18 protein-coding genes and 2 tRNA genes are annotated in these 20411 nt (G+C 59.2%); 18 read left to right on the top strand and 2 right to left on the bottom strand.

Translation table 11 applies throughout. The features are described from left to right. Positions 1-2 precede the first annotated feature (2 nt). The gene (fur, locus tag AC3WK8_RS19665) at positions 3-410 is read left to right on the top strand and encodes a ferric iron uptake transcriptional regulator (protein ID WP_031320826.1); all 408 of its coding nucleotides are present in this window, start codon (positions 3-5) and stop codon (positions 408-410) included. 105 nt (positions 411-515) lie between these two features. On the opposite strand, the gene recN is transcribed toward fur, so the two are convergent. Next, on the bottom strand, positions 516-2189 hold the full coding sequence (gene recN / locus AC3WK8_RS19660) for a DNA repair protein RecN (protein WP_103325652.1): 1674 nt from the start codon (positions 2187-2189) through the stop codon (positions 516-518). 250 nt (positions 2190-2439) lie between these two features. Here recN and grpE point away from each other — a divergent pair, with 250 nt between their 5' ends. The 8 genes from grpE (at position 2440) to AC3WK8_RS19620 (ending at position 12936) form a co-directional block, all read left to right on the top strand. Beyond that, positions 2440-3006: a nucleotide exchange factor GrpE gene (gene grpE, locus AC3WK8_RS19655; RefSeq protein WP_022642152.1), complete on the top strand. Its 567-nt coding sequence runs from the start codon at positions 2440-2442 to the stop codon at positions 3004-3006. 102 nt (positions 3007-3108) lie between these two features. Then, positions 3109-5025 carry a molecular chaperone DnaK gene (dnaK, locus tag AC3WK8_RS19650; protein ID WP_103325651.1) on the top strand — a complete coding sequence of 639 codons (1917 nt, stop codon included), beginning with the start codon at positions 3109-3111 and terminating at the stop codon, positions 5023-5025. 321 nt (positions 5026-5346) lie between these two features. After that, a complete protein-coding gene (gene dnaJ / locus AC3WK8_RS19645; RefSeq protein ID WP_022642154.1) occupies positions 5347-6471 on the top strand; it encodes a molecular chaperone DnaJ in 1125 nt (374 codons plus the stop codon). Positions 6472-6481: 10 nt separating this feature from the next. Next, entirely contained in the window at positions 6482-7288 is an 807-nt protein-coding gene (gene dapB / locus AC3WK8_RS19640) for a 4-hydroxy-tetrahydrodipicolinate reductase (protein ID WP_085598998.1), read from the top strand. Positions 7289-7543: 255 nt separating this feature from the next. Beyond that, positions 7544-8680, top strand: a complete 1137-nt coding sequence (gene carA, locus AC3WK8_RS19635; protein ID WP_103325650.1) for a glutamine-hydrolyzing carbamoyl-phosphate synthase small subunit — start codon at positions 7544-7546, stop codon at positions 8678-8680. A gap of 128 nt (positions 8681-8808) precedes the next feature. Then, on the top strand, positions 8809-12030 hold the full coding sequence (gene carB, locus AC3WK8_RS19630; protein ID WP_053136922.1) for a carbamoyl-phosphate synthase large subunit: 3222 nt from the start codon (positions 8809-8811) through the stop codon (positions 12028-12030). Continuing rightward, positions 12027-12503, top strand: a complete 477-nt coding sequence (gene greA, locus AC3WK8_RS19625) for a transcription elongation factor GreA (RefSeq protein ID WP_053136925.1) — start codon at positions 12027-12029, stop codon at positions 12501-12503. The genes carB and greA overlap by 4 nt, the downstream gene beginning before the upstream one ends. Positions 12504-12531: 28 nt before the next feature. Then, positions 12532-12936 (top strand): MFS transporter, encoded by a 405-nt coding sequence (locus AC3WK8_RS19620; RefSeq protein ID WP_103325649.1) that lies wholly within the window; start codon positions 12532-12534, stop codon positions 12934-12936. 12 nt (positions 12937-12948) lie between these two features. Here the strand turns inward: AC3WK8_RS19620 and AC3WK8_RS19615 are convergent, their stop codons facing one another. Further along, positions 12949-13257 (bottom strand): YhbY family RNA-binding protein, encoded by a 309-nt coding sequence (locus AC3WK8_RS19615; protein WP_022642160.1) that lies wholly within the window; start codon positions 13255-13257, stop codon positions 12949-12951. Between the two features lie 106 nt (positions 13258-13363). Between AC3WK8_RS19615 and rlmE the strand changes: the two genes are divergently transcribed. From rlmE to rimP, 9 genes are all read left to right on the top strand, one after another. Further along, a complete protein-coding gene (gene rlmE / locus AC3WK8_RS19610; protein WP_031320836.1) occupies positions 13364-13993 on the top strand; it encodes a 23S rRNA (uridine(2552)-2'-O)-methyltransferase RlmE in 630 nt (209 codons plus the stop codon). 201 nt (positions 13994-14194) lie between these two features. Then, on the top strand, positions 14195-16099 hold the full coding sequence (ftsH, locus tag AC3WK8_RS19605; protein WP_053136931.1) for an ATP-dependent zinc metalloprotease FtsH: 1905 nt from the start codon (positions 14195-14197) through the stop codon (positions 16097-16099). 8 nt (positions 16100-16107) lie between these two features. After that, on the top strand, positions 16108-16959 hold the full coding sequence (gene folP / locus AC3WK8_RS19600) for a dihydropteroate synthase (RefSeq protein ID WP_103325648.1): 852 nt from the start codon (positions 16108-16110) through the stop codon (positions 16957-16959). A 16-nt stretch (positions 16960-16975) separates the two neighbouring features. Continuing rightward, complete coding sequence (glmM, locus tag AC3WK8_RS19595; RefSeq protein ID WP_103325647.1) at positions 16976-18313, top strand: phosphoglucosamine mutase; 1338 nt, start codon at positions 16976-16978, stop codon at positions 18311-18313. Between the two features lie 66 nt (positions 18314-18379). After that, the gene (gene tpiA, locus AC3WK8_RS19590) at positions 18380-19135 is read left to right on the top strand and encodes a triose-phosphate isomerase (protein WP_085599008.1); all 756 of its coding nucleotides are present in this window, start codon (positions 18380-18382) and stop codon (positions 19133-19135) included. Positions 19136-19139: 4 nt separating this feature from the next. Next, a complete protein-coding gene (gene secG, locus AC3WK8_RS19585) occupies positions 19140-19523 on the top strand; it encodes a preprotein translocase subunit SecG (RefSeq protein ID WP_085066035.1) in 384 nt (127 codons plus the stop codon). Between the two features lie 29 nt (positions 19524-19552). Then, positions 19553-19638 (top strand) — tRNA-Leu (locus AC3WK8_RS19580). Between the two features lie 96 nt (positions 19639-19734). Further along, positions 19735-19811, top strand: a tRNA-Met gene (locus AC3WK8_RS19575). 130 nt (positions 19812-19941) lie between these two features. Then, the gene (rimP, locus tag AC3WK8_RS19570) at positions 19942-20400 is read left to right on the top strand and encodes a ribosome maturation factor RimP (protein WP_053137000.1); all 459 of its coding nucleotides are present in this window, start codon (positions 19942-19944) and stop codon (positions 20398-20400) included. Positions 20401-20411 lie beyond the last annotated feature (11 nt).

Below are 20411 nucleotides of genomic sequence, written 5' to 3'. Positions count from 1 at the left end.
CCATGGTTGAAAATAGCGAACTACGTAAAGCCGGCCTTAAAGTGACTCTGCCACGGGTCAAGATTCTACAAATGCTCGATTCCACCGAGCAGCGGCACATGAGCGCTGAAGATGTCTACAAGGCGCTCATGGAGGCTGGTGAAGATGTCGGGTTGGCCACGGTCTACCGTGTACTGACTCAATTCGAAGCCGCCGGACTGGTGGTACGTCATAACTTCGATGGCGGCCATGCTGTATTCGAACTGGCTGACGGCGGCCACCACGACCATATGGTCAATGTGGAGTCTGGCGAAGTGATCGAGTTCTTCGACGAAGAAATCGAGAAGCTTCAGAAGGCGATTGTCGAGAAGCACGGTTTCGAACTGGTAGATCACAATCTTGTGCTGTATGTGCGCAACAAGAAGAAATAAGCTTCCTACGCGACTTTCATAGTCGTGAAACGATCGAAGGCGACCCTAGGGTCGCCTTCGTGTTTTCTAGTATGAAGACTCTTATATAAAGGAAGGGGTCGGGGCTCAGGCCTTGGTGGTCACCACCATCTTTTTGGCATGAGCCAGGGATTCCTTGGTCAGGTCGATGCCGCCCAGCATCCGGGCGATTTCCTCTACTCTTTCGTTTTTACCCAGCTTGGATACCGCGGTGTGGGTCGCGTTGCTGCCGCGCACCTTGTGCACGAACAGATGCTGGTGTCCTTGCGCGGCGACCTGTGGCAAGTGGGTGACGGTCAGTACCTGCCCACGCTCGCCCAGGCGACGCAGCAACTGGCCGACGATCTCGGCGGTCGGCCCGCCAATACCCACGTCGACTTCGTCGAATACCAGGGTCGGGACTCGTGATGTCTGGGCGGTGATGACCTGGATCGCCAGGCTGATGCGTGACAGTTCGCCACCCGAGGCGACCTTGGCCAGGCCTTTGAGGGGCTGGCCGGGGTTGGCGCTGACCAGCAGCTCGACCTGTTCCAGGCCGTGTGGCAGCAGTTCGTCGCCAGCATTGGCTCGTAGTTCGATGGTGAAGCGCCCGCCGGGCATGCCCAGGCGCTGGATCTCCTGCTCCACTGCGTTGGCCAGGCCGGTGGCGGCCTGCTGGCGCAGTTGGCTCAACTCCTGGGCCTTGTCGTGATAATGCCGTGCGAAAGACTGCAGTTCGTCGCCCAGCCGCTCGATGGATTCGTCGTTGGCGTCCAGGGTCTCGATCTCGTCCAGCAAGGTCTGTTGCATCGCGGCCAGTTCGAAGGGCTGGATGCGATGCTTGCGGGCCAAGGTGTAGATGGAGTCGAGACGCTCCTCCAGGTGCTGCAGCCGTGCCGGGTCGGCGTCGAAGTTGTCGACGAAGCGATTCAGTTCCCCTACGGCTTCTTCCACCTGGATCTGGGCGCTGGCCAGCAGGTTGGTAGCCTCAGCCAGGGCTCCTGACGAGCTGCCGATGCTGGTCAGGCGGTTGAGGCTGACGGTCAGGGCGTTGAGTACATTGCCCGAGTCGCTTTCGCTGCACTGTTCTACTACTTGCCGGCAGATGCCCAGCAGGGTTTCGGCGTTGGTCAGGTTCTTGTGTTCCTGCTCCAATTCCTCGAGTTCGTTCTCGCCCAGGCCGAGGTTTGCGAGTTCTTCCAGCTGGTAGCTGAGCAGTTGGTGGCGGGCTCGTTGTTCGTCGCCGGAATTGGACAGGCGCTCCAGCTCCAGGCGGGTCTGGCGCCAGCGTTGTGCGGCAAGCTGCACCTGGCGCGCCAGGTCGGTGGCACCAGCATATTCATCCAGCAGGCGGCGATGGGTATCGGTCTTGAGCAGCGACTGGTGTTCGTGCTGGCTGTGGATGTCGATCAACAGCTCGCCCAGGGCCTTGAGGTCGCCGAGAGGGCAGGGGGTGCCGTTGATGTAGCCGCGGGAGCGGCCTTCGGCGGTGATCACCCGGCGCAGGATGCAGGGGCCGTCGGTGTCCAGGTCGCGCTCGGCCAGCCAGGTGCGGGCTTCTGGTATGTCTCCCAGATCGAAGGTGGCGAGGATGTCGGCCTTGTCCGCGCCCGGTCGCACCACGCCGCTGTCGGCACGATCGCCCAGGGTCAGACCAAGCGCGTCGAGCATGATCGACTTGCCGGCGCCGGTTTCGCCTGTGATGACGCTCATCCCGCGATCCAGTTCCAGGTCCAGGTGTTCGACGATGGCGTAATTATGTACGGACAGGTGCACCAGCATTAAGGCCGCTCCCAAACTAGATGTCTGGTTATTTATACAGTGTTTTGTTTCTGGCTGACAATGCCTTCCCTTAGCTCGATTCGCTTGGCTTTCGTTGCTATTTAGTGCGTTCGGGAATGAGGTTGCCGTGGATTTGTCGGTCCGTGCCGACTTTTGCCATGGTGGCGGGCTTGAACCCGGAAAATGCGTCCCCATATAGCTGGGCAGAAGAGTGGGTTCGGCCCACGGACGATATTGAAAGGAGAATTTCATGGCTGACGAACAGACCCTGGACACGCAAAACCCGGATACCAACCAGGCCCCCGAGGTTGCGGGTGAAGACCTTGCAGCTCGCGTACAAGTGCTCGAAGAGCAGCTGGCTACCGCGCAGGACCAGGCTCTGCGCGTCGCTGCCGATCTGCAGAACGTCCGCCGCCGTGCCGAGCAGGACGTGGAAAAAGCCCACAAGTTCGCTCTAGAGAAGTTTGCCGGCGACCTGCTGCCGGTGATCGATAGCCTGGAGCGCGGCCTGGAGCTGTCCAGCCCGGATGACGAGAGCATTCGTCCGATGCGCGAAGGCATCGAGCTGACCCTCAAGATGTTCCACGACACCCTCAAGCGCTACCAGCTGGAAGCCATCGACCCCCATGGCGAGCCCTTCAACGCTGAACAGCACCAGGCCATGGCCATGCAGGAAAGCGCCGACGTCGAGCCCAACAGCGTTCTCAAGGTGTTCCAGAAGGGTTACCAGCTCAACGGTCGCCTGTTGCGCCCGGCCATGGTCGTGGTCAGCAAGGCTCCAGCACCGGTTTCGCCTTCGATCAACGAGAAGGCTTGAAAACGGCTGTAGAGCCCCCATTTATTAGTCAAGCGTTTAAGTGCTACCGCAGTTTGCCACCACAACTGCGGCATCCAAATCCAAAGTTTCGGGAGAGTTAACATGGGCAAAATCATTGGTATCGACCTGGGGACCACCAACTCGTGCGTTTCCATTCTTGAAAACGGCAACGTAAAAGTTATCGAGAACGCCGAAGGCGCGCGTACCACTCCATCGATCATCGCGTACGCCAACGATGGCGAAATCCTGGTAGGTCAGTCGGCCAAGCGTCAGGCTGTAACCAACCCGCACAACACCCTGTACGCGGTAAAGCGTCTGATCGGTCGCCGCTTCGATGAAGAAGTGGTGCAGAAAGACATCCAGATGGTCCCTTACAAGATCGTCAAGGCCGACAACAGCGACGCCTGGGTCGAAGTGAACGGCCAGAAGATGGCTCCACCACAGATTTCGGCTGAAATCCTGAAGAAAATGAAAAAGACCGCCGAAGACTACCTCGGCGAGTCCGTGACCGAAGCGGTGATCACCGTTCCGGCCTACTTCAACGACAGCCAGCGCCAGGCCACCAAGGATGCCGGTCGCATCGCCGGTCTGGACGTGAAGCGCATCATCAACGAACCAACCGCAGCCGCTCTGGCCTACGGCATGGACAAGGCCAAGGGCGACCACACCGTGATCGTCTATGACCTGGGCGGTGGTACTTTCGACGTTTCGGTGATCGAGATCGCTGAAGTCGACGGCGAGCACCAGTTCGAAGTACTGGCTACCAACGGCGACACCTTCCTGGGTGGCGAAGACTTCGACATCCGCCTGATCGACTACCTGGTAGACGAGTTCAAGAAAGAAAGCGGCATGAACCTCAAGGGTGACCCGCTGGCCATGCAGCGCCTGAAGGAAGCTGCCGAGAAGGCCAAGATCGAGCTGTCCTCGAGCCAGCAGACCGACGTCAACCTGCCGTACATCACTGCAGACGCCACCGGTCCTAAGCACCTGAACGTGAAGATCTCCCGCGCCAAGCTGGAGTCGCTGGTCGAAGACCTGGTTCAGCGCACCATCGAGCCATGCCGTATCGCCCTGAAAGACGCCGGTATCGACGTTGGCTCGATCAACGACGTGATCCTGGTCGGCGGCCAGACCCGTATGCCGCTGGTGCAGAAAGCCGTGACCGATTTCTTCGGCAAGGAAGCTCGCAAGGACGTCAACCCTGATGAAGCCGTTGCCATGGGTGCTGCCATCCAGGGCGCTGTACTGGCCGGTGACGTGAAGGACGTACTGCTGCTGGACGTCAGCCCGCTGACCCTGGGTATCGAAACCATGGGTGGCGTGATGACTGCGCTGATCGAGAAGAACACCACCATTCCGACCAAGAAGTCCCAGGTATTCTCGACTGCCGATGACAACCAGGGCGCGGTGACCATCCACGTACTGCAGGGCGAGCGCAAGCAAGCCGCGCAGAACAAGTCGCTGGGCAAGTTCGACCTGGCCGACATTCCACCGGCTCCACGTGGCGTGCCGCAGATCGAAGTGACCTTCGACATCGACGCTAACGGCATCCTGCATGTAGGTGCCAAGGACAAGGCGACCGGCAAGACCCAGTCGATCGTGATCAAGGCCAACTCTGGCCTGTCGGATGAAGAAATCCAGCAGATGATCCGTGACGCTGAAGCCAACTCGGAAGAAGACCGCAAGTTCGAAGAGCTGGCGACTGCCCGTAACCAGGGCGATGCGCTGGTGCATTCGACTCGCAAGATGGTGGCTGACGCCGGTGACAAGGTGACCGCTGAAGAGAAGGCCGCCATCGAAGCTGCCGTGGTTGCCCTGGAAGCTGCCGTCAAGGGCGACGACAAGGCTGCCATCGAAGCCAAGGTCGAAGAGCTGTCGAAGGTTTCGGCTCCGGTTGCCCAGAAGATGTACGCCGAACAGGCCCAGCCTGCTGAAGGCGCGGCCCCGCACGCCGAGTCCGCCGAAAAGGCCGATGACGTGGTCGATGCCGAGTTCGAAGAAGTGAAAGACAACAAGTAATGGCTTGTTGGTCGGCCGGTTGACTGCCTTCTGGCGGTGACTGGTAGGATGTCGCCGCGCGGGAGCTTGCTCCCGCGTTGGCGTGTCTGGAGTCAGTGAATTTCTAACGGTATGCAACCCTGGTTTGCGTGCTGGCGGTCAGCTTCGAAAGCTCCTGCTTTCCAGCTGCGATGACTGTGATGGTCGATCCGCAACCGGGTCGGCTTCCAAGACCAGGATCGTTGAATTGACGTGAGTTGGGTCCGGGCCTGTAGAGGGGCTCAGCGAGTTTGGCGGAGCTCAGGAGGGGTTTGCCGGACGTCCTTAAGAGTGCAAAGACTTATGGCAAAGCGTGACTATTACGAAGTGTTGGGTGTGGAGCGTGGCTCCAGCGAAGCGGAGCTGAAGAAGGCTTATCGTCGCCTGGCGATGAAGCACCACCCGGACCGTAATCCCGGCGACAAAGCGTCGGAAGATCTGTTCAAAGAGGCCAATGAGGCCTATGAAGTGCTGTCCGACTCCAGCAAGCGCGCAGCCTATGATCAGTATGGCCATGCCGGTGTGGATCCGAGCATGGGTGGCGGCGGTGCCGGTTTCGGCGGGCAAAACTTCTCCGATATCTTCGGCGATGTGTTCAGCGACTTCTTCGGTGGCGGCCGCGGCAGCTCGCGCGGCGGCGCCCAGCGTGGCAGCGACCTGCGCTACACCCTGGAGCTGAACCTGGAAGAAGCGGTGCGCGGTACCACGGTCAATATCCGTGTGCCGACACTGGTCAATTGCAAGCCGTGCGATGGTTCGGGTGCCAAGAAGGGGTCGTCGCCGGTCACTTGCCCAACCTGTGGCGGTATTGGCCAGGTGCGGATGCAGCAGGGCTTCTTCTCGGTGCAGCAAACCTGCCCGCGCTGCCATGGCCAGGGCAAGATCATTTCCGATCCGTGCGAGTCGTGCCACGGCGAAGGTCGGGTCGAAGAGTACAAGACCCTGTCGGTGAAGGTGCCGGCTGGTGTCGATACCGGCGACCGTATCCGCCTGTCGGGTGAGGGCGAAGCCGGGACCCAGGGTGGTCCGACCGGCGATCTGTATGTGGTGATCAATGTGCGCGAGCACGCGATCTTCCAGCGCGATGGCAAGCATCTGTTCTGTGAAGTGCCGATCAGTTTTGCCGATGCGGCCTTGGGTGGCGAGCTGGAGATTCCGACCCTGGATGGCCGGGTCAAGCTGAAGATCCCTGAGGGTACCCAGACCGGCAAGCAATTCCGGGTGCGTGGTAAGGGCGTGGCACCGGTGCGCGGTGGTGGTGCCGGCGACCTGATGTGCCGGGTTGCGGTGGAAACCCCGGTCAACCTGAGTCGTCGTCAGCGTGAGTTGCTGGAAGAGCTGCGCGGCTCGCTGGAAGGCGATAACTCGCATTCGCCCAAGACCGCTGGCTGGTTCGAGGGCGTCAAGCGCTTCTTCGGCGACCTGTAAGGAGTAAGGCATGCGACGTATAGCTGTGATGGGCGCCGCCGGGCGCATGGGCAAGACCCTGGTCGAGGCCGTGCAGTTGCGCTCGCCGCTCTCCGGCCTGACGGCCGCCATCGTGCGTCCGGGCAGTTCGCTGGTCGGGGCGGATGCTGGTGAGTTGGCATCCCTGGGGCGCCTGGGTGTGCCGATGTCCGACAGCCTGGACAAAGTGGTCGACGAGTTCGATGTGCTGATCGACTTCACCCTGCCCGAGGTGATGCTCAAGAACCTGGCGTTTTGCCGCAAGGCCGGCAAGGCCATGGTGATCGGCACCACGGGTTTGGGGGTCAAGGAAAAACAACTGTTGGCGGAAGCGGGCAAGGAAATCCCGATCGTCTTTGCAGCCAACTTCAGCGTCGGTGTGAACCTGTCGCTGAAGCTGCTGGACATGGCGGCCCGGGTGCTGGGCGATGATGCGGACATCGAGATCATCGAGGCTCATCACCGGCACAAGATCGATGCGCCGTCGGGCACTGCCCTGCGCATGGGTGAGGTGATTGCCAGCGCTCTGGGGCGCGATCTGCAGCAGGTCGCGGTGTATGGGCGTGAGGGTCACACTGGGGCTCGCGAGCGTGAAACCATCGGCTTTGCGACAGTGCGCGGTGGTGACGTGGTGGGCGATCACACCGTGCTGTTCGCCACCGAGGGCGAGCGCCTGGAGATCACCCACAAGGCCTCCAGTCGGATGACCTTCGCCAAGGGGGCGGTGCGTGCGGCCTTGTGGTTGGATAGTCGTGAGCCTGGGTTGTACGACATGCAGGACGTGCTGGACCTGCGTTGAGATGTATCCGGAGCGGTGTCGGGCCTCGAGCTCGGCTCCGCTCCAGGCCGCCAAGCGATTTCCTGTCGCATTCTCCAGCCTTTGAGGCTCATTAGCGGTGGACCGAAAAAGCATTTTTCTGTAAGCTACAGCTTTAGTGTGTCCACTAAAAGCGCGCAGATAATTCGGTGAAGAAGCGGGGTGACGTGTCCAAACGTCATTCCGCTTTTTTGCAACCTGCGATCGCCCCTTCAGGCTCTATATACGGGAGGTCTCTTGACTAAGCCAGCCATACTCGCCCTTGCTGATGGCAGCATTTTTCGCGGCGAAGCCATTGGAGCCGACGGTCAAACCGTTGGTGAGGTGGTGTTTAACACCGCAATGACCGGCTATCAGGAAATCCTTACCGATCCTTCCTACGCCCAGCAAATCGTTACCCTGACCTACCCTCATATCGGCAATACCGGCACCACGCCGGAAGATGCCGAGTCCGATCGCGTCTGGTCGGCCGGCCTGGTCATTCGCGACCTGCCCCTAGTGGCCAGCAACTGGCGTAACACCCTGTCCCTGTCCGATTACCTGAAAGCCAACAACGTGGTGGCAATCGCCGGTATCGATACCCGTCGCCTGACCCGCATCCTGCGTGAGAAAGGTGCACAGGACGGCTGCATCATGGCGGGCGACAATATTTCCGAGGAAGCCGCCATCGCCGCAGCGCGTGGCTTCCCGGGCCTGAAGGGCATGGACCTGGCGAAAGTCGTCAGCACCAAGCAGAGCTACGAATGGCGTTCGACTGTCTGGGACCTGAAGACCGACAGCCATGCCACTATCGATGCCTCAGAACTGCCTTACCACGTGGTTGCCTATGACTACGGGGTCAAGCTGAACATCCTGCGCATGCTGGTAGAGCGCGGTTGCCGCGTCACCGTGGTGCCGGCCCAGACGCCGGCGAGCGACGTGCTTGCACTCAACCCTGATGGCGTGTTCCTGTCCAACGGCCCTGGCGATCCCGAGCCTTGCGACTACGCGATCAAGGCGATCAAGGAAGTCCTGGAGACCGAGATCCCGGTGTTCGGTATCTGCCTGGGCCACCAACTGCTGGCCCTGGCTTCCGGTGCCAAGACCGTGAAGATGGGCCACGGTCACCACGGTGCCAACCACCCGGTCCAGGACCTGGATATCGGCGTGGTGATGATCACCAGCCAGAACCACGGTTTCGCGGTGGACGAAACTACCCTGCCGGATAACGTCCGGGCGATCCACAAGTCGCTGTTCGACGGCACCCTGCAGGGTATCGAGCGTACCGACAAGAGCGCGTTCAGCTTCCAGGGCCACCCTGAGGCCAGCCCTGGCCCGAACGATGTGGCGCCGCTGTTCGACCGCTTCATCAACGAGATGGCCAAGCGACGCTAAGCGCTCGCCTTGAAAGTGTAGCGAGACGCGCCCGAGGGCGGCCCCGGTGAACCGGTGGAGTCCCCTCAGGCGCCTCAGAGAATGTTCAAGACGGCTTGCCGACTGACCTGCGGATTTGAGTGACAACCATGCCAAAACGTACAGACATTAAAAGCATCCTGATTCTCGGCGCTGGCCCGATCGTGATCGGCCAGGCCTGCGAGTTCGACTATTCCGGCGCCCAGGCCTGCAAGGCCCTGCGCGAAGAAGGTTTCCGCGTCATCCTGGTGAACTCCAACCCGGCCACCATCATGACCGACCCGGCCATGGCCGATGCCACCTACATCGAGCCGATCAAATGGCAATCGGTGGCCAAGATCATCGAGAAGGAGCGTCCTGACGCCCTGCTGCCGACCATGGGTGGCCAGACCGCGCTGAACTGCGCCCTGGACCTGGAGCGCGAAGGCGTCCTGGAGAAATTCGGTGTGGAAATGATCGGCGCCAACGCCGATACCATCGACAAGGCCGAAGATCGCTCGCGTTTTGACAAGGCGATGAAGGCCATCGGCCTGGAGTGCCCGCGCTCCGGTATCGCTCACAGCATGGAGGAGGCCAATGCAGTCCTCGACAAGCTGGGCTTCCCTTGCATCATTCGTCCGTCCTTCACCATGGGCGGCACCGGTGGTGGCATTGCCTACAACCGTGAAGAGTTCGAAGAAATCTGCGCCCGTGGCCTGGACTTGTCACCAACCAAGGAGCTGCTGATCGACGAATCGCTGATCGGCTGGAAGGAATACGAGATGGAGGTGGTCCGTGACAAGAAGGACAACTGCATCATCGTCTGCTCCATCGAGAACTTCGATCCGATGGGTGTGCACACCGGCGACTCGATCACCGTCGCTCCGGCCCAGACCCTGACCGACAAGGAATACCAGATCATGCGCAACGCCTCGCTGGCGGTGCTGCGTGAAATCGGCGTCGAGACCGGTGGTTCCAACGTGCAGTTCGGTATCTGCCCGAACACTGGCCGCATGGTCGTGATCGAGATGAACCCGCGGGTATCGCGTTCCTCGGCCCTGGCTTCCAAGGCTACCGGCTTCCCCATCGCCAAGATCGCCGCCAAGCTGGCTGTCGGCTACACCCTCGACGAGTTGCAGAACGACATCACCGGTGGTCGTACCCCCGCGTCTTTCGAGCCTTCGATCGACTATGTGGTAACCAAGCTGCCGCGATTCGCTTTCGAGAAGTTTCCGAAAGCCGACGCCCGCCTGACCACGCAGATGAAATCCGTGGGTGAAGTCATGGCCATCGGCCGTACCTTCCAGGAATCGCTGCAGAAAGCCCTGCGTGGCCTGGAAGTCGGTGTTTGCGGCCTGGATCCCAAGGTCGACCTGGCCAGCCCCGAGGCTGCCGCCATCCTCAAGCGCGAACTGACCGTTCCGGGTGCTGAGCGTATCTGGTATGTGGCCGACGCCCTGCGCTCGGGTATGAGCTGCGACGAAATCTACGCCCTGACCGGTATCGATCACTGGTTCCTGGTGCAGATGGAAGACCTGATCAAGGAAGAAGAGAAGGTCAAGACCCTGGGCCTGGCCAACATCGACAAGGCGCTGATGCTGCGCCTCAAGCGCAAGGGCTTCTCGGACCAGCGGCTGGCCAAGTTGCTGGGTATCACCGACAAGAACCTGCGTCGTCACCGCCACAAGCTGGAAGTGTTCCCGGTCTACAAGCGTGTCGACACCTGTGCGGCCGAGTTCGCCACCGACACTGCGTACCTTTACTCGACCTACGAGGAAGAGTGCGAGGCCAATCCGTCGACCCGCGACAAGATCATGATCCTGGGCGGCGGTCCGAACCGTATCGGCCAGGGCATCGAGTTCGACTACTGCTGTGTGCACGCGGCGCTGGCCCTGCGCGAAGACGGTTACGAGACCATCATGGTCAACTGCAACCCGGAAACCGTTTCCACTGACTACGACACCTCTGATCGCCTGTATTTCGAGCCACTGACCCTGGAAGACGTGCTGGAAGTCGTGCGGGTCGAGAAGCCGAAGGGCGTGATCGTCCACTACGGCGGCCAGACTCCGTTGAAGCTGGCTCGTGCCCTGGAAGAGGCCGGCGTGCCGATCATCGGCACCAGCCCTGACGCCATCGACCGCGCGGAGGATCGCGAGCGCTTCCAGCAGATGGTTCAGCGCCTGAACCTGCTGCAGCCGCCGAACGCCACCGTGCGCAGCGAAGACGAGGCCATCCGTGCCGCTGGTACCATCGGCTATCCGCTGGTGGTTCGTCCGTCCTACGTGCTGGGCGGTCGCGCCATGGAGATCGTCTACGAGTTGGACGAGCTCAAGCGCTACCTGCGTGAAGCGGTACAGGTGTCCAACGACAGCCCGGTGCTGCTCGACCACTTCCTCAACTGCGCCATCGAGATGGACGTGGATGCGGTCTGCGACGGCACCGACGTGGTAATCGGCGCGATCATGCAGCACATCGAACAAGCAGGTGTTCATTCCGGTGACTCCGCCTGCTCGTTGCCACCTTACTCGCTGAGCAAGGAAGTGCAGGACGAAGTCCGCGTACAGGTCAAGAAGATGGCCCTGGAGCTGGGTGTGGTCGGCCTGATGAACGTGCAGCTGGCACTGCAGGGCGACAAGATCTACGTGATCGAGGTCAACCCGCGCGCCTCGCGTACCGTGCCCTTCGTTTCCAAATGCATCGGCACCTCTCTGGCGATGATCGCGGCCCGTGTCATGGCTGGTAAGTCGCTGAAAGAGCTGGGCTTCACTCAGGAAATCATTCCGAACTTCTATAGCGTCAAGGAAGCGGTGTTCCCGTTTGCCAAGTTCCCGGGTGTCGACCCGATCCTCGGCCCGGAAATGAAGTCCACCGGCGAAGTGATGGGTGTGGGCGATACCTTCGGCGAAGCCTTCGCCAAGGCCCAGATGGGCGCCAGCGAGGTTCTGCCTACCGGCGGTACTGCGTTCATCAGCGTACGGGATGACGACAAGCCCCTGGTTGCAGGCGTGGCTCGTGATCTGATCAACTTGGGCTTCGAAGTAGTGGCCACTGCGGGCACTGCCAAGGTGATCGAGGCAGCCGGTCTGAAAGTGCGTCGTGTGAACAAGGTGACTGAAGGTCGTCCGCATGTGGTCGATATGATCAAGAACGACGAAGTAACCCTGATCATCAACACCACTGAAGGTCGTCAATCGATCGCTGACTCCTACTCCATTCGTCGTAACGCCTTGCAGCACAAGATCTACTGCACCACTACGATCGCTGCTGGCGAAGCTATCTGCGAAGCGTTGAAGTTCGGTCCTGAAAAAACCGTGCGTCGCTTGCAGGATCTACACGCAGGATTGAAGGCATGAACAAATACCCTATGACCGTCCAGGGCGCTCGCGCCCTGGAAGAAGAGCATGCTCACCTGACCAAGGTCGTGCGTCCGAAGCTCAGCCAGGACATCGGCACGGCCCGCGAGCTGGGTGACCTGAAGGAAAACGCCGAATACCATGCTGCGCGCGAGCAGCAGGGTATGGTCGAGGCGCGGATCCGCGATATCGAAGGCCGCCTGCAGAACTCGGTGGTCATCGATGTCACGACCATCGCTCATACTGGCAAGGTGATCTTTGGCACCACGGTGGAGATCGCCAACGTCGAGACCGACGAAAGCGTGACCTACCAGATCGTTGGTGAGGACGAGGCTGATATCAAGCTCGGCAAGATCTCCGTTGCTTCGCCAATCGCCCGTGCCCTGATCGCCAAGGAAGAAGGTGATGTGGTTGCGGTCACAACGCCTGGTGGCGTTATCGAGTATGAGATTGTCGAAGTTCGTCACATCTGAAAGAAGGCGCCCGCTGCATGCGGGCGCCATGCTTTGGCAGCTGACCCAGATGTTGTGGGTCGGCGGCTTGTGGCTACTGCATCTTGGGCTGCTGCCAGCTCTTGGGCAGATTGGCCTTGCGCCGTTGTTGATCGAGGAGATCTCGACGCTGCTCAGTGCGCTGCTGGTGGGTTTTTCAGCGGTATGCCTGGTCCTTCAGACGTTGGTGTTGATCCAGTCCGAGGGAGTGCAGAGCTTGTGGCGGGACATTCGGGGGCAACTGCTGTTGATGGCGACGTATGCATGTGCGATGTATTTCGCTGTGCACATACTGTTGCCTGAGTCTCAGCGCTGGCAGCTGTTCAGCTATCTGATCCTGGGATTTTCCGGTTTGCTGCTGGTCTTGCAACCGGTGCCGGGATGGGGTGGCAGGGTGCGACAAGCACACCCTTGACCCGGGTCGACGTCAGTTGAAGCGATGGACGTTCGACAGTTGCTTGTTTACCTTGGCGTTTTTGCGGTAGATCAACGCCATTTTACCGATGGATTGCACCAGGTCCGCCTTGCCGGCCTTGCACAGTTCGGTAATGGCTTCCTGGCGCGACTCGCGCTCGAGGATGTTGAGCTTGATCTTGATCAGCTCGTGATCGCTCAAGGCGCGTTCAAGTTCGGCTAGTACACCTTCGGTCAAACCGTTATCAGCCACAGTCAATACTGGTTTCAGATGGTGGCCAATGGATTTGAACTGTTTCTTCTGCTCTTGAGTGAGCGGCATAATCTGACCCCTGCGTCTGATCTTGAAAAAAAGCGGCGGCCAGTTTACCCGAGCGAGTCCGGGACCGCCCAGTTAATCACGACGCGTTTTATTTTTGAGGTGGCCCGTGGCCCGTTCCAAGACTAGCCATAACTGGCTGAAAGAACATTTCAACGACCCATTCGTCAAAATGGCGCAAAAAGACGGGTACCGTTCCCGTGCCAGCTATAAGTTGCTGGAAATCCAGGAAAAGGATCGCCTGATCCGTCCGGGCATGAGTGTTATCGACCTGGGGGCGGCTCCTGGGGGCTGGTCGCAGGTGACCAGTCGTCTGATTGGTGGCCAGGGGCGCTTGATCGCTTCCGATATCCTGGAAATGGACAGTATCCCCGATGTGACCTTCATTCAGGGCGACTTCACTGAAGACGAAGTGTTCGCGCGGATTCTTGAAGCTGTAGGAAATTCCGAGGTCGACCTTGTGATTTCCGACATGGCCCCCAATATGAGTGGATTACCAGCCGTAGATATGCCGCGAGCGATGTTCCTGTGCGAGCTGGCATTGGATCTTGCCGGTCGGGTGCTGCGTCCGGGTGGCGATTTCCTGATCAAGATCTTCCAGGGAGAAGGTTTCGATGAGTTCCACAAGAGTGTCCGGCAGATGTTCGAGAAAGTGCAGATGCGCAAGCCGACATCTTCTCGTGATCGCTCTAGGGAACAGTACCTGCTGGGGCGTGGCTTTCGTGGTCGCGCCGAGTAAATGAAGGTTTTGGGCGGGGTGATAGGATTTTCGTATTTCGCCCCGTTGGATTAAGCGAATATTGTGTAGTCTAGGTTTCACATAGGGTTACAGACGGCGCCTGCCAGAGCTGTAGGTAATGTAGTAAGTTAGGCCGGTGAATATCATGCGAAGCGCGCGCCAGTAGCGGAGCTTGCTTCAGAGGGTAGTTAATTGAACGACATGGCAAAGAATCTGATCCTTTGGTTGATCATCGCGGCTGTCCTGGTGACGGTGATGAACAACTTCTCCAGCCCTAACGAGCCGCAGACCCTCAACTATTCCGACTTTATTCAACAAGTTAAGGATGGCAAGGTCGAGCGAGTTGCCGTTGACGGTTATGTGATCACCGGCAAGCGCAATGATGGCGACAGCTTCAAGACCATCCGTCCCGCGATCCAGGACAACGGTCTGATCGGCGACCTGGTGGATAACCATGTAGTGGTCGAAGGCAAGCAGCCTGAGCAGCAGAGCATCTGGACACAGTTGCTGGTGGCCAGCTTCCCGATTCTGGTGATCATCGCGGTCTTCATGTTCTTCATGCGCCAGATGCAAGGTGGCGCTGGCGGCAAGGGTGGGCCGATGAGCTTCGGCAAGAGCAAGGCTCGCCTGCTGTCCGAGGATCAGGTGAAAACTACCCTGGCTGACGTCGCCGGTTGCGACGAGGCCAAGGAAGAAGTTGGTGAGTTGGTTGAATTCCTGCGTGATCCGGGCAAGTTCCAGCGCTTGGGTGGTCGTATTCCTCGTGGCGTGCTGATGGTCGGTCCGCCAGGTACTGGTAAGACTTTGCTGGCCAAGGCTATTGCCGGTGAAGCGAAGGTACCGTTCTTCACTATTTCCGGTTCCGATTTCGTCGAGATGTTCGTCGGTGTGGGTGCCAGCCGTGTTCGCGATATGTTCGAACAGGCCAAGAAACATGCTCCCTGCATCATTTTCATCGATGAGATCGATGCTGTCGGTCGTCACCGTGGTGCCGGCATGGGCGGCGGTCATGATGAGCGCGAGCAGACTCTCAACCAGTTGCTGGTGGAGATGGATGGTTTCGAAATGAATGACGGCATCATCGTGATCGCCGCCACTAACCGTCCTGATGTACTGGACCCTGCGCTGTTGCGTCCTGGTCGTTTCGACCGCCAGGTAGTGGTCGGCCTGCCGGACATTCGTGGCCGTGAGCAGATCCTCAAGGTTCACATGCGCAAGGTGCCGATGGGCGACGACGTTGCTCCTGCAGTGATCGCGCGCGGTACCCCGGGCTTCTCCGGTGCCGACCTGGCCAACCTGGTCAACGAGGCTTCGTTGTTCGCTGCGCGTGGTGGCAAGCGCATCGTCGAGATGAAGGAGTTCGAACTGGCCAAGGACAAGATCATGATGGGCGCCGAGCGCAAATCGATGGTCATGTCCGAGAAAGAAAAGCAGAACACCGCCTACCACGAAGCTGGTCATGCCATCGTCGGTCGAGTAGTGCCTGAGCATGATCCGGTCTACAAAGTCTCAATCATCCCTCGTGGTCGGGCTCTGGGCGTCACCATGTTCCTGCCGGAAGAGGATCGCTACAGCCTGTCCAAGCGCGCCCTGATCAGCCAGATCTGCTCGCTTTACGGTGGTCGTATCGCCGAGGAGATGACCCTGGGCTTTGATGGCGTGACCACCGGTGCCTCGAACGACATCATGCGGGCCAGTCAGATTGCCCGGAACATGGTGACCAAATGGGGGCTTTCCGAGAAGCTGGGGCCGCTGATGTATGCGGAGGAAGAAGGCGAAGTGTTCCTGGGTCGTAGCGCGGCTAGCCAGCATGCCAGTCTGTCTGCTGAAACGGCGAAGCTGATCGACTCCGAAGTTCGCAGCATCATCGATCAGTGCTATGGCACTGCCAAGCAAATCCTTACTGATAACCGCGACAAGCTCGATGCCATGGCAGACGCCTTGATGAAGTACGAGACCATCGATGCCGATCAGATCGACGACATCATGGCCGGGCGCACTCCACGTGAACCTCGTGACTGGGAAGGTGGCTCGGGTACTACGCCTCCAGTGGTGCAGAACGAGCGTCCGGAAACACCTATCGGTGGCCCTGCCGCCGATCACTAAGGTTCTAAATGACTTCTGTTTCTTCCTCCACCCGGTTGCCTTGCGGCAACCGGGTTCTTGATTTGGCCCGTGCGCATGTCATGGGTATCTTGAATGTCACTCCCGATTCCTTTTCCGACGGCGGCCGGTTCAACCAGCTGGATGTGGCTTTGCGCCATGCCGAAGCTATGGTTGCGGCCGGTGCTACGCTGATCGATATAGGCGGAGAGTCGACTCGCCCAGGAGCGCGGGCGGTATCGCCGCTGGAAGAGTTGGAGAGAGTGGCGCCAGTGGTCGAGCGAATAGGCCGCGAACTGGACGTGATCATTTCTGTTGATACTTCGACGCCAGCTGTCATGCGGGAGACCGCGCGGCTTGGTGCTGGGTTGATCAATGATGTGCGCTCGCTTCGTCGTGACGGCGCTCTGGATGCCGCCGCCGCCAGTGGCTTGCCCGTATGCCTGATGCATATGCTCGGTGAGCCAGGGGATATGCAGGACAGTCCGCACTATCAGGATGTGACTCGTGAAGTGGGAGCATTCCTGGCTGAGCGCATGGGCGCCTGTGCGGCCGCAGGAATCGATGCGCAGCGGATCATCCTCGATCCTGGTTTTGGTTTCGCCAAGACCCTGCAGCACAATCTGAGTCTGTTCAAGCACATGGAGGCCCTGCACTCCCTGGGGCGGCCGCTATTGGTGGGCGTCTCGCGCAAGAGCATGATCGGCCAGACCCTTGAGCGTCCCGTAGGCGAACGGCTGCATGGCAGCCTGGCATTGGCTGCGCTGGCCGTGGCCAAGGGAGCGAAAATTATCCGCGTCCATGATGTCGCCGAGACCGTGGATGTAGTGCGAATGATTACGGCTGTGGAATCCGCCGAATAAGAATGATGGAGTACCTATGACTAAAAAATACTTTGGCACCGACGGCATTCGTGGCCGTGTGGGCGAATACCCAATTACTCCTGATTTCATGCTCAAGCTCGGATGGGCGGCCGGCATGGCTTTTCGCAGCATGGGCGCTTGCCGGGTTCTGGTGGGCAAGGACACGCGAATTTCCGGCTACATGTTCGAATCGGCTCTGGAGGCCGGGCTGTCGGCGGCTGGTGCTGATGTCATGCTGCTCGGGCCTATGCCGACCCCGGCGATTGCCTATCTGACGCGTACTTTCCACGCGGAAGCGGGCATCGTCATCAGTGCGTCGCATAACCCCCACGACGACAATGGCATCAAGTTCTTCTCGGGAGAGGGCACCAAGCTGCCTGATGAAGTCGAACTGATGATCGAGGAATTGTTGGAGGCGCCCATGACCGTGGTGGAGTCCAGCAAGCTCGGCAAGGTGTCGCGAATCAATGATGCCTCGGGACGCTACATCGAATTCTGCAAGAGCAGTGTTCCCTCCAGTACCAGCTTTGCGGGCCTGAAGATCGTTCTCGACTGCGCCCATGGTGCCACCTACAAGGTCGCGCCGAGCGTGTTCCGCGAGCTGGGGGCCCAGGTCACCGTGCTGTCGGCACAGCCCAATGGTTTGAATATCAACGAGAACTGCGGCTCGACCCATATGGCGCAGTTGCAGGCTGCGGTCCTGGCTGAACATGCCGACCTGGGTATCGCCTTCGATGGTGACGGTGACCGAGTGCTGATGGTCGACCAGACGGGGGCGATCGTCGACGGCGACGAATTGCTGTTCATCATCGCTCGCGACCTGCATGAGCGCGGCAAGCTACACGGTGGGGTGGTCGGAACCCTCATGAGTAACCTGGGCCTGGAATTGGCCTTGGCGGATCTGGGTATTCCTTTTGTCCGTGCCAATGTCGGTGACCGCTATGTGATTGCTGAGTTGCTGGAGCGCAACTGGCTGGTGGGTGGCGAGAACTCCGGGCACATTGTGTGTTTCCGTCATGCCACCACGGGCGATGCGATTATCGCTGCACTGCAGGTGCTGATGGCGCTCAAGGCTCGTGGCGAAAGCCTGGCCCAGTGCCGGCAGGGGCTGCGCAAATGTCCACAGGTTCTGGTCAACGTACGTTTCGGTGGTGGTGATAGCCCCGTCGAGCACCCTGCGGTGAAGGAAGCTTGTGAGCGAGTGACTGCCGCGATGGCGGGACGTGGACGGGTCCTGCTGCGCAAGTCCGGAACAGAGCCTCTGGTGCGGGTCATGGTCGAAGGTGACGATGAAATCCAGGTTCGTGCCTATGCCGATGAGCTGGCAAAACTGGTTGCTGAAGTTTCTGGCTGATTTCAGCTTGCCAGTGGTGTTTTGGTTGGGTAACATCTGCGCCCACTTTGACCGACGAGGTAAAGCATGCGTCGCCCTATGGTAGCTGGTAACTGGAAGATGCACGGTACCCGCGCCAGCGTCGCTGAGCTGATCAATGGCCTTCGTCATCTGGCCTTGCCAAGCGGTGTTGATGTTGCGGTGTTCCCGCCTTGCTTGTACATCAATCAGGTGATTGATGGCTTGAAAGGCAAGTCGATCATGGTCGGCGCGCAGAACTCCGCGGTAGAGCCGATGCAGGGTGCGTTGACGGGCGAGATCGCCCCGAGTCAATTAGTGGATGCAGGTTGTTCCCTGGTATTGGTTGGGCACTCCGAGCGCCGTCAGATGATGGGCGAGCGTGATGTGACTCTCAATCGCAAGTTCGCAGCAGCGCAGGCCTGTGGTTTGAAGCCGGTTCTGTGTGTAGGGGAGACCCTGGAGCAGCGCGAAGCCGGGAAGACTCTTGAGGTTGTCGGGCGTCAGCTGGGCAGCATCATCGAAGAGTTGGGTGTTGGTGCGTTTGCCAATGCTGTTATCGCTTACGAGCCGGTCTGGGCCATTGGCACCGGGCTGACGGCAACACCGCAGCAAGCTCAGGATGTGCATGCAGCCATCCGCGCGCAGCTGGCGGCAGAGAATTCTGAAGTGGCACGAGGTGTGCGGCTTCTATACGGCGGCAGCGTGAAAGCGGCCAATGCGGTCGAACTGTTCGGCATGCCGGATATCGATGGGGGGCTCATTGGTGGGGCTTCCCTGAATGCAGATGAGTTCGGTGCGATTTGTCGCGCCGCGGGAAACTGAAAAAATGCTGGAAACAGTCGTAGTCGTTTTTCATCTGCTGGGCGCCTTGGGCGTAGTCGCTCTGGTTTTGCTGCAGCAGGGTAAAGGTGCGGAAGCTGGCGCGTCTTTCGGTGCAGGTGCTTCAAATACTGTGTTCGGAAGCCAAGGTTCCTCTACCTTTCTTAGTAAGTTTACTGCTATACTTGCCGCCGGTTTCTTCATAACCAGCTTGGGGTTAGGTTACTTTGCTAAAGAGAAAGCTCACCAGCTGACTCAAGCAGGTCTACCGGATCCAGCAGTATTAGAAGTACCAAAGCAAAAGCCGGCTTCTGATGATGTCCCGGTGCTTCAAGAGCAAAAGTCGGCTAATAGTGCGACTGACGTACCTCCAGCTCCAGAGCAGAAGTAAGAAGAGTTTCAAGCAGTAACGTAGTCTATGCCGAGGTGGTGGAATTGGTAGACACGCAACCTTGAGGTGGTTGTGCCCATAGGGTGTAGGGGTTCGAGTCCCCTTCTCGGTACCAATTATCAGGAGAGCCCGCTGTTGCGGGCTTTCTTGTAGGCGGAAGGTTACATTGACCCAAAATTGGATCAGTCGTATACTTCCGCCCCAGCTTTGACGCGGGGTGGAGCAGTCTGGTAGCTCGTCGGGCTCATAACCCGAAGGTCGTCGGTTCAAATCCGGCCCCCGCAACCAGTTTTAGCAGAGCCCCTTTTCAGGGGCTTTTTGTTAGCTGGACACTTTATAGCGCCGCTGTTCAACGGCGTTTCCGGGATGGGCGTTTCGCCCATTTTTTATTTGCACAAGCATGCACGAGGGGGTTCAGGTGTCGAGCAAGCTAGAACAGTTGCAGGCCTTGTTGGCCCCGGTGGTCGTGGCCCTTGGCTATGAATGCTGGGGTATCGAGTTTTCGGCTCAGGGCCGCCATTCATTGTTGCGCGTTTATATCGATAAAGAAGGCGGTGTGCTGGTGGACGACTGTGCCATCGTCAGCCGCCAGCTCAGCGGTGTCCTGGACGTTGAAGATCCAATTTCCGTTGAATACACCCTTGAAGTTTCCTCTCCTGGCATGGAACGCCCACTGTTCACCCTTGAACAGTTTGCCAAGTATGTCGGTGAGCAAGTGAAGATCAAGCTGCGCTCGCCCTTCGAAGGTCGGCGTAATTTCCAGGGCCTTCTCCGCGGGGTGGAGGAGCAGGATGTAGTGGTGCAGGTAGATAACCACGAGTTCCTGTTGCCGATCGATATGATCGACAAGGCCAACATTATTCCCAGTTTTGACTGAGACGCGGATCC

This window comes from Pseudomonas sp. FW507-12TSA (genome assembly GCF_058781435.1).
This window is presented reverse-complemented; position numbering and strand designations above follow the sequence as displayed.

Bases quoted from the DNA above. Each gene is read 5' to 3' on its own strand.
- secG (WP_085066035.1), top strand. From the start codon at position 19,140: ATGCTGGAAACAGTCGTAGTCGTTTTTCATCTGCTGGGCGCCTTGGGC.
- dapB (WP_085598998.1), top strand. From the start codon at position 6,482: ATGCGACGTATAGCTGTGATGGGCGCCGCCGGGCGCATGGGCAAGACC.
- recN (WP_103325652.1), bottom strand. From the start codon at position 2,189: ATGCTGGTGCACCTGTCCGTACATAATTACGCCATCGTCGAACACCTG.
- ftsH (WP_053136931.1), top strand. From the start codon at position 14,195: ATGGCAAAGAATCTGATCCTTTGGTTGATCATCGCGGCTGTCCTGGTG.
- glmM (WP_103325647.1), top strand. From the start codon at position 16,976: ATGACTAAAAAATACTTTGGCACCGACGGCATTCGTGGCCGTGTGGGC.
- fur (WP_031320826.1), top strand. From the start codon at position 3: ATGGTTGAAAATAGCGAACTACGTAAAGCCGGCCTTAAAGTGACTCTG.
- AC3WK8_RS19620 (WP_103325649.1), top strand. From the start codon at position 12,532: ATGCTTTGGCAGCTGACCCAGATGTTGTGGGTCGGCGGCTTGTGGCTA.
- greA (WP_053136925.1), top strand. From the start codon at position 12,027: ATGAACAAATACCCTATGACCGTCCAGGGCGCTCGCGCCCTGGAAGAA.
- folP (WP_103325648.1), top strand. From the start codon at position 16,108: ATGACTTCTGTTTCTTCCTCCACCCGGTTGCCTTGCGGCAACCGGGTT.
- tpiA (WP_085599008.1), top strand. From the start codon at position 18,380: ATGCGTCGCCCTATGGTAGCTGGTAACTGGAAGATGCACGGTACCCGC.
- AC3WK8_RS19615 (WP_022642160.1), bottom strand. From the start codon at position 13,257: ATGCCGCTCACTCAAGAGCAGAAGAAACAGTTCAAATCCATTGGCCAC.
- dnaK (WP_103325651.1), top strand. From the start codon at position 3,109: ATGGGCAAAATCATTGGTATCGACCTGGGGACCACCAACTCGTGCGTT.
- dnaJ (WP_022642154.1), top strand. From the start codon at position 5,347: ATGGCAAAGCGTGACTATTACGAAGTGTTGGGTGTGGAGCGTGGCTCC.
- grpE (WP_022642152.1), top strand. From the start codon at position 2,440: ATGGCTGACGAACAGACCCTGGACACGCAAAACCCGGATACCAACCAG.
- carB (WP_053136922.1), top strand. From the start codon at position 8,809: ATGCCAAAACGTACAGACATTAAAAGCATCCTGATTCTCGGCGCTGGC.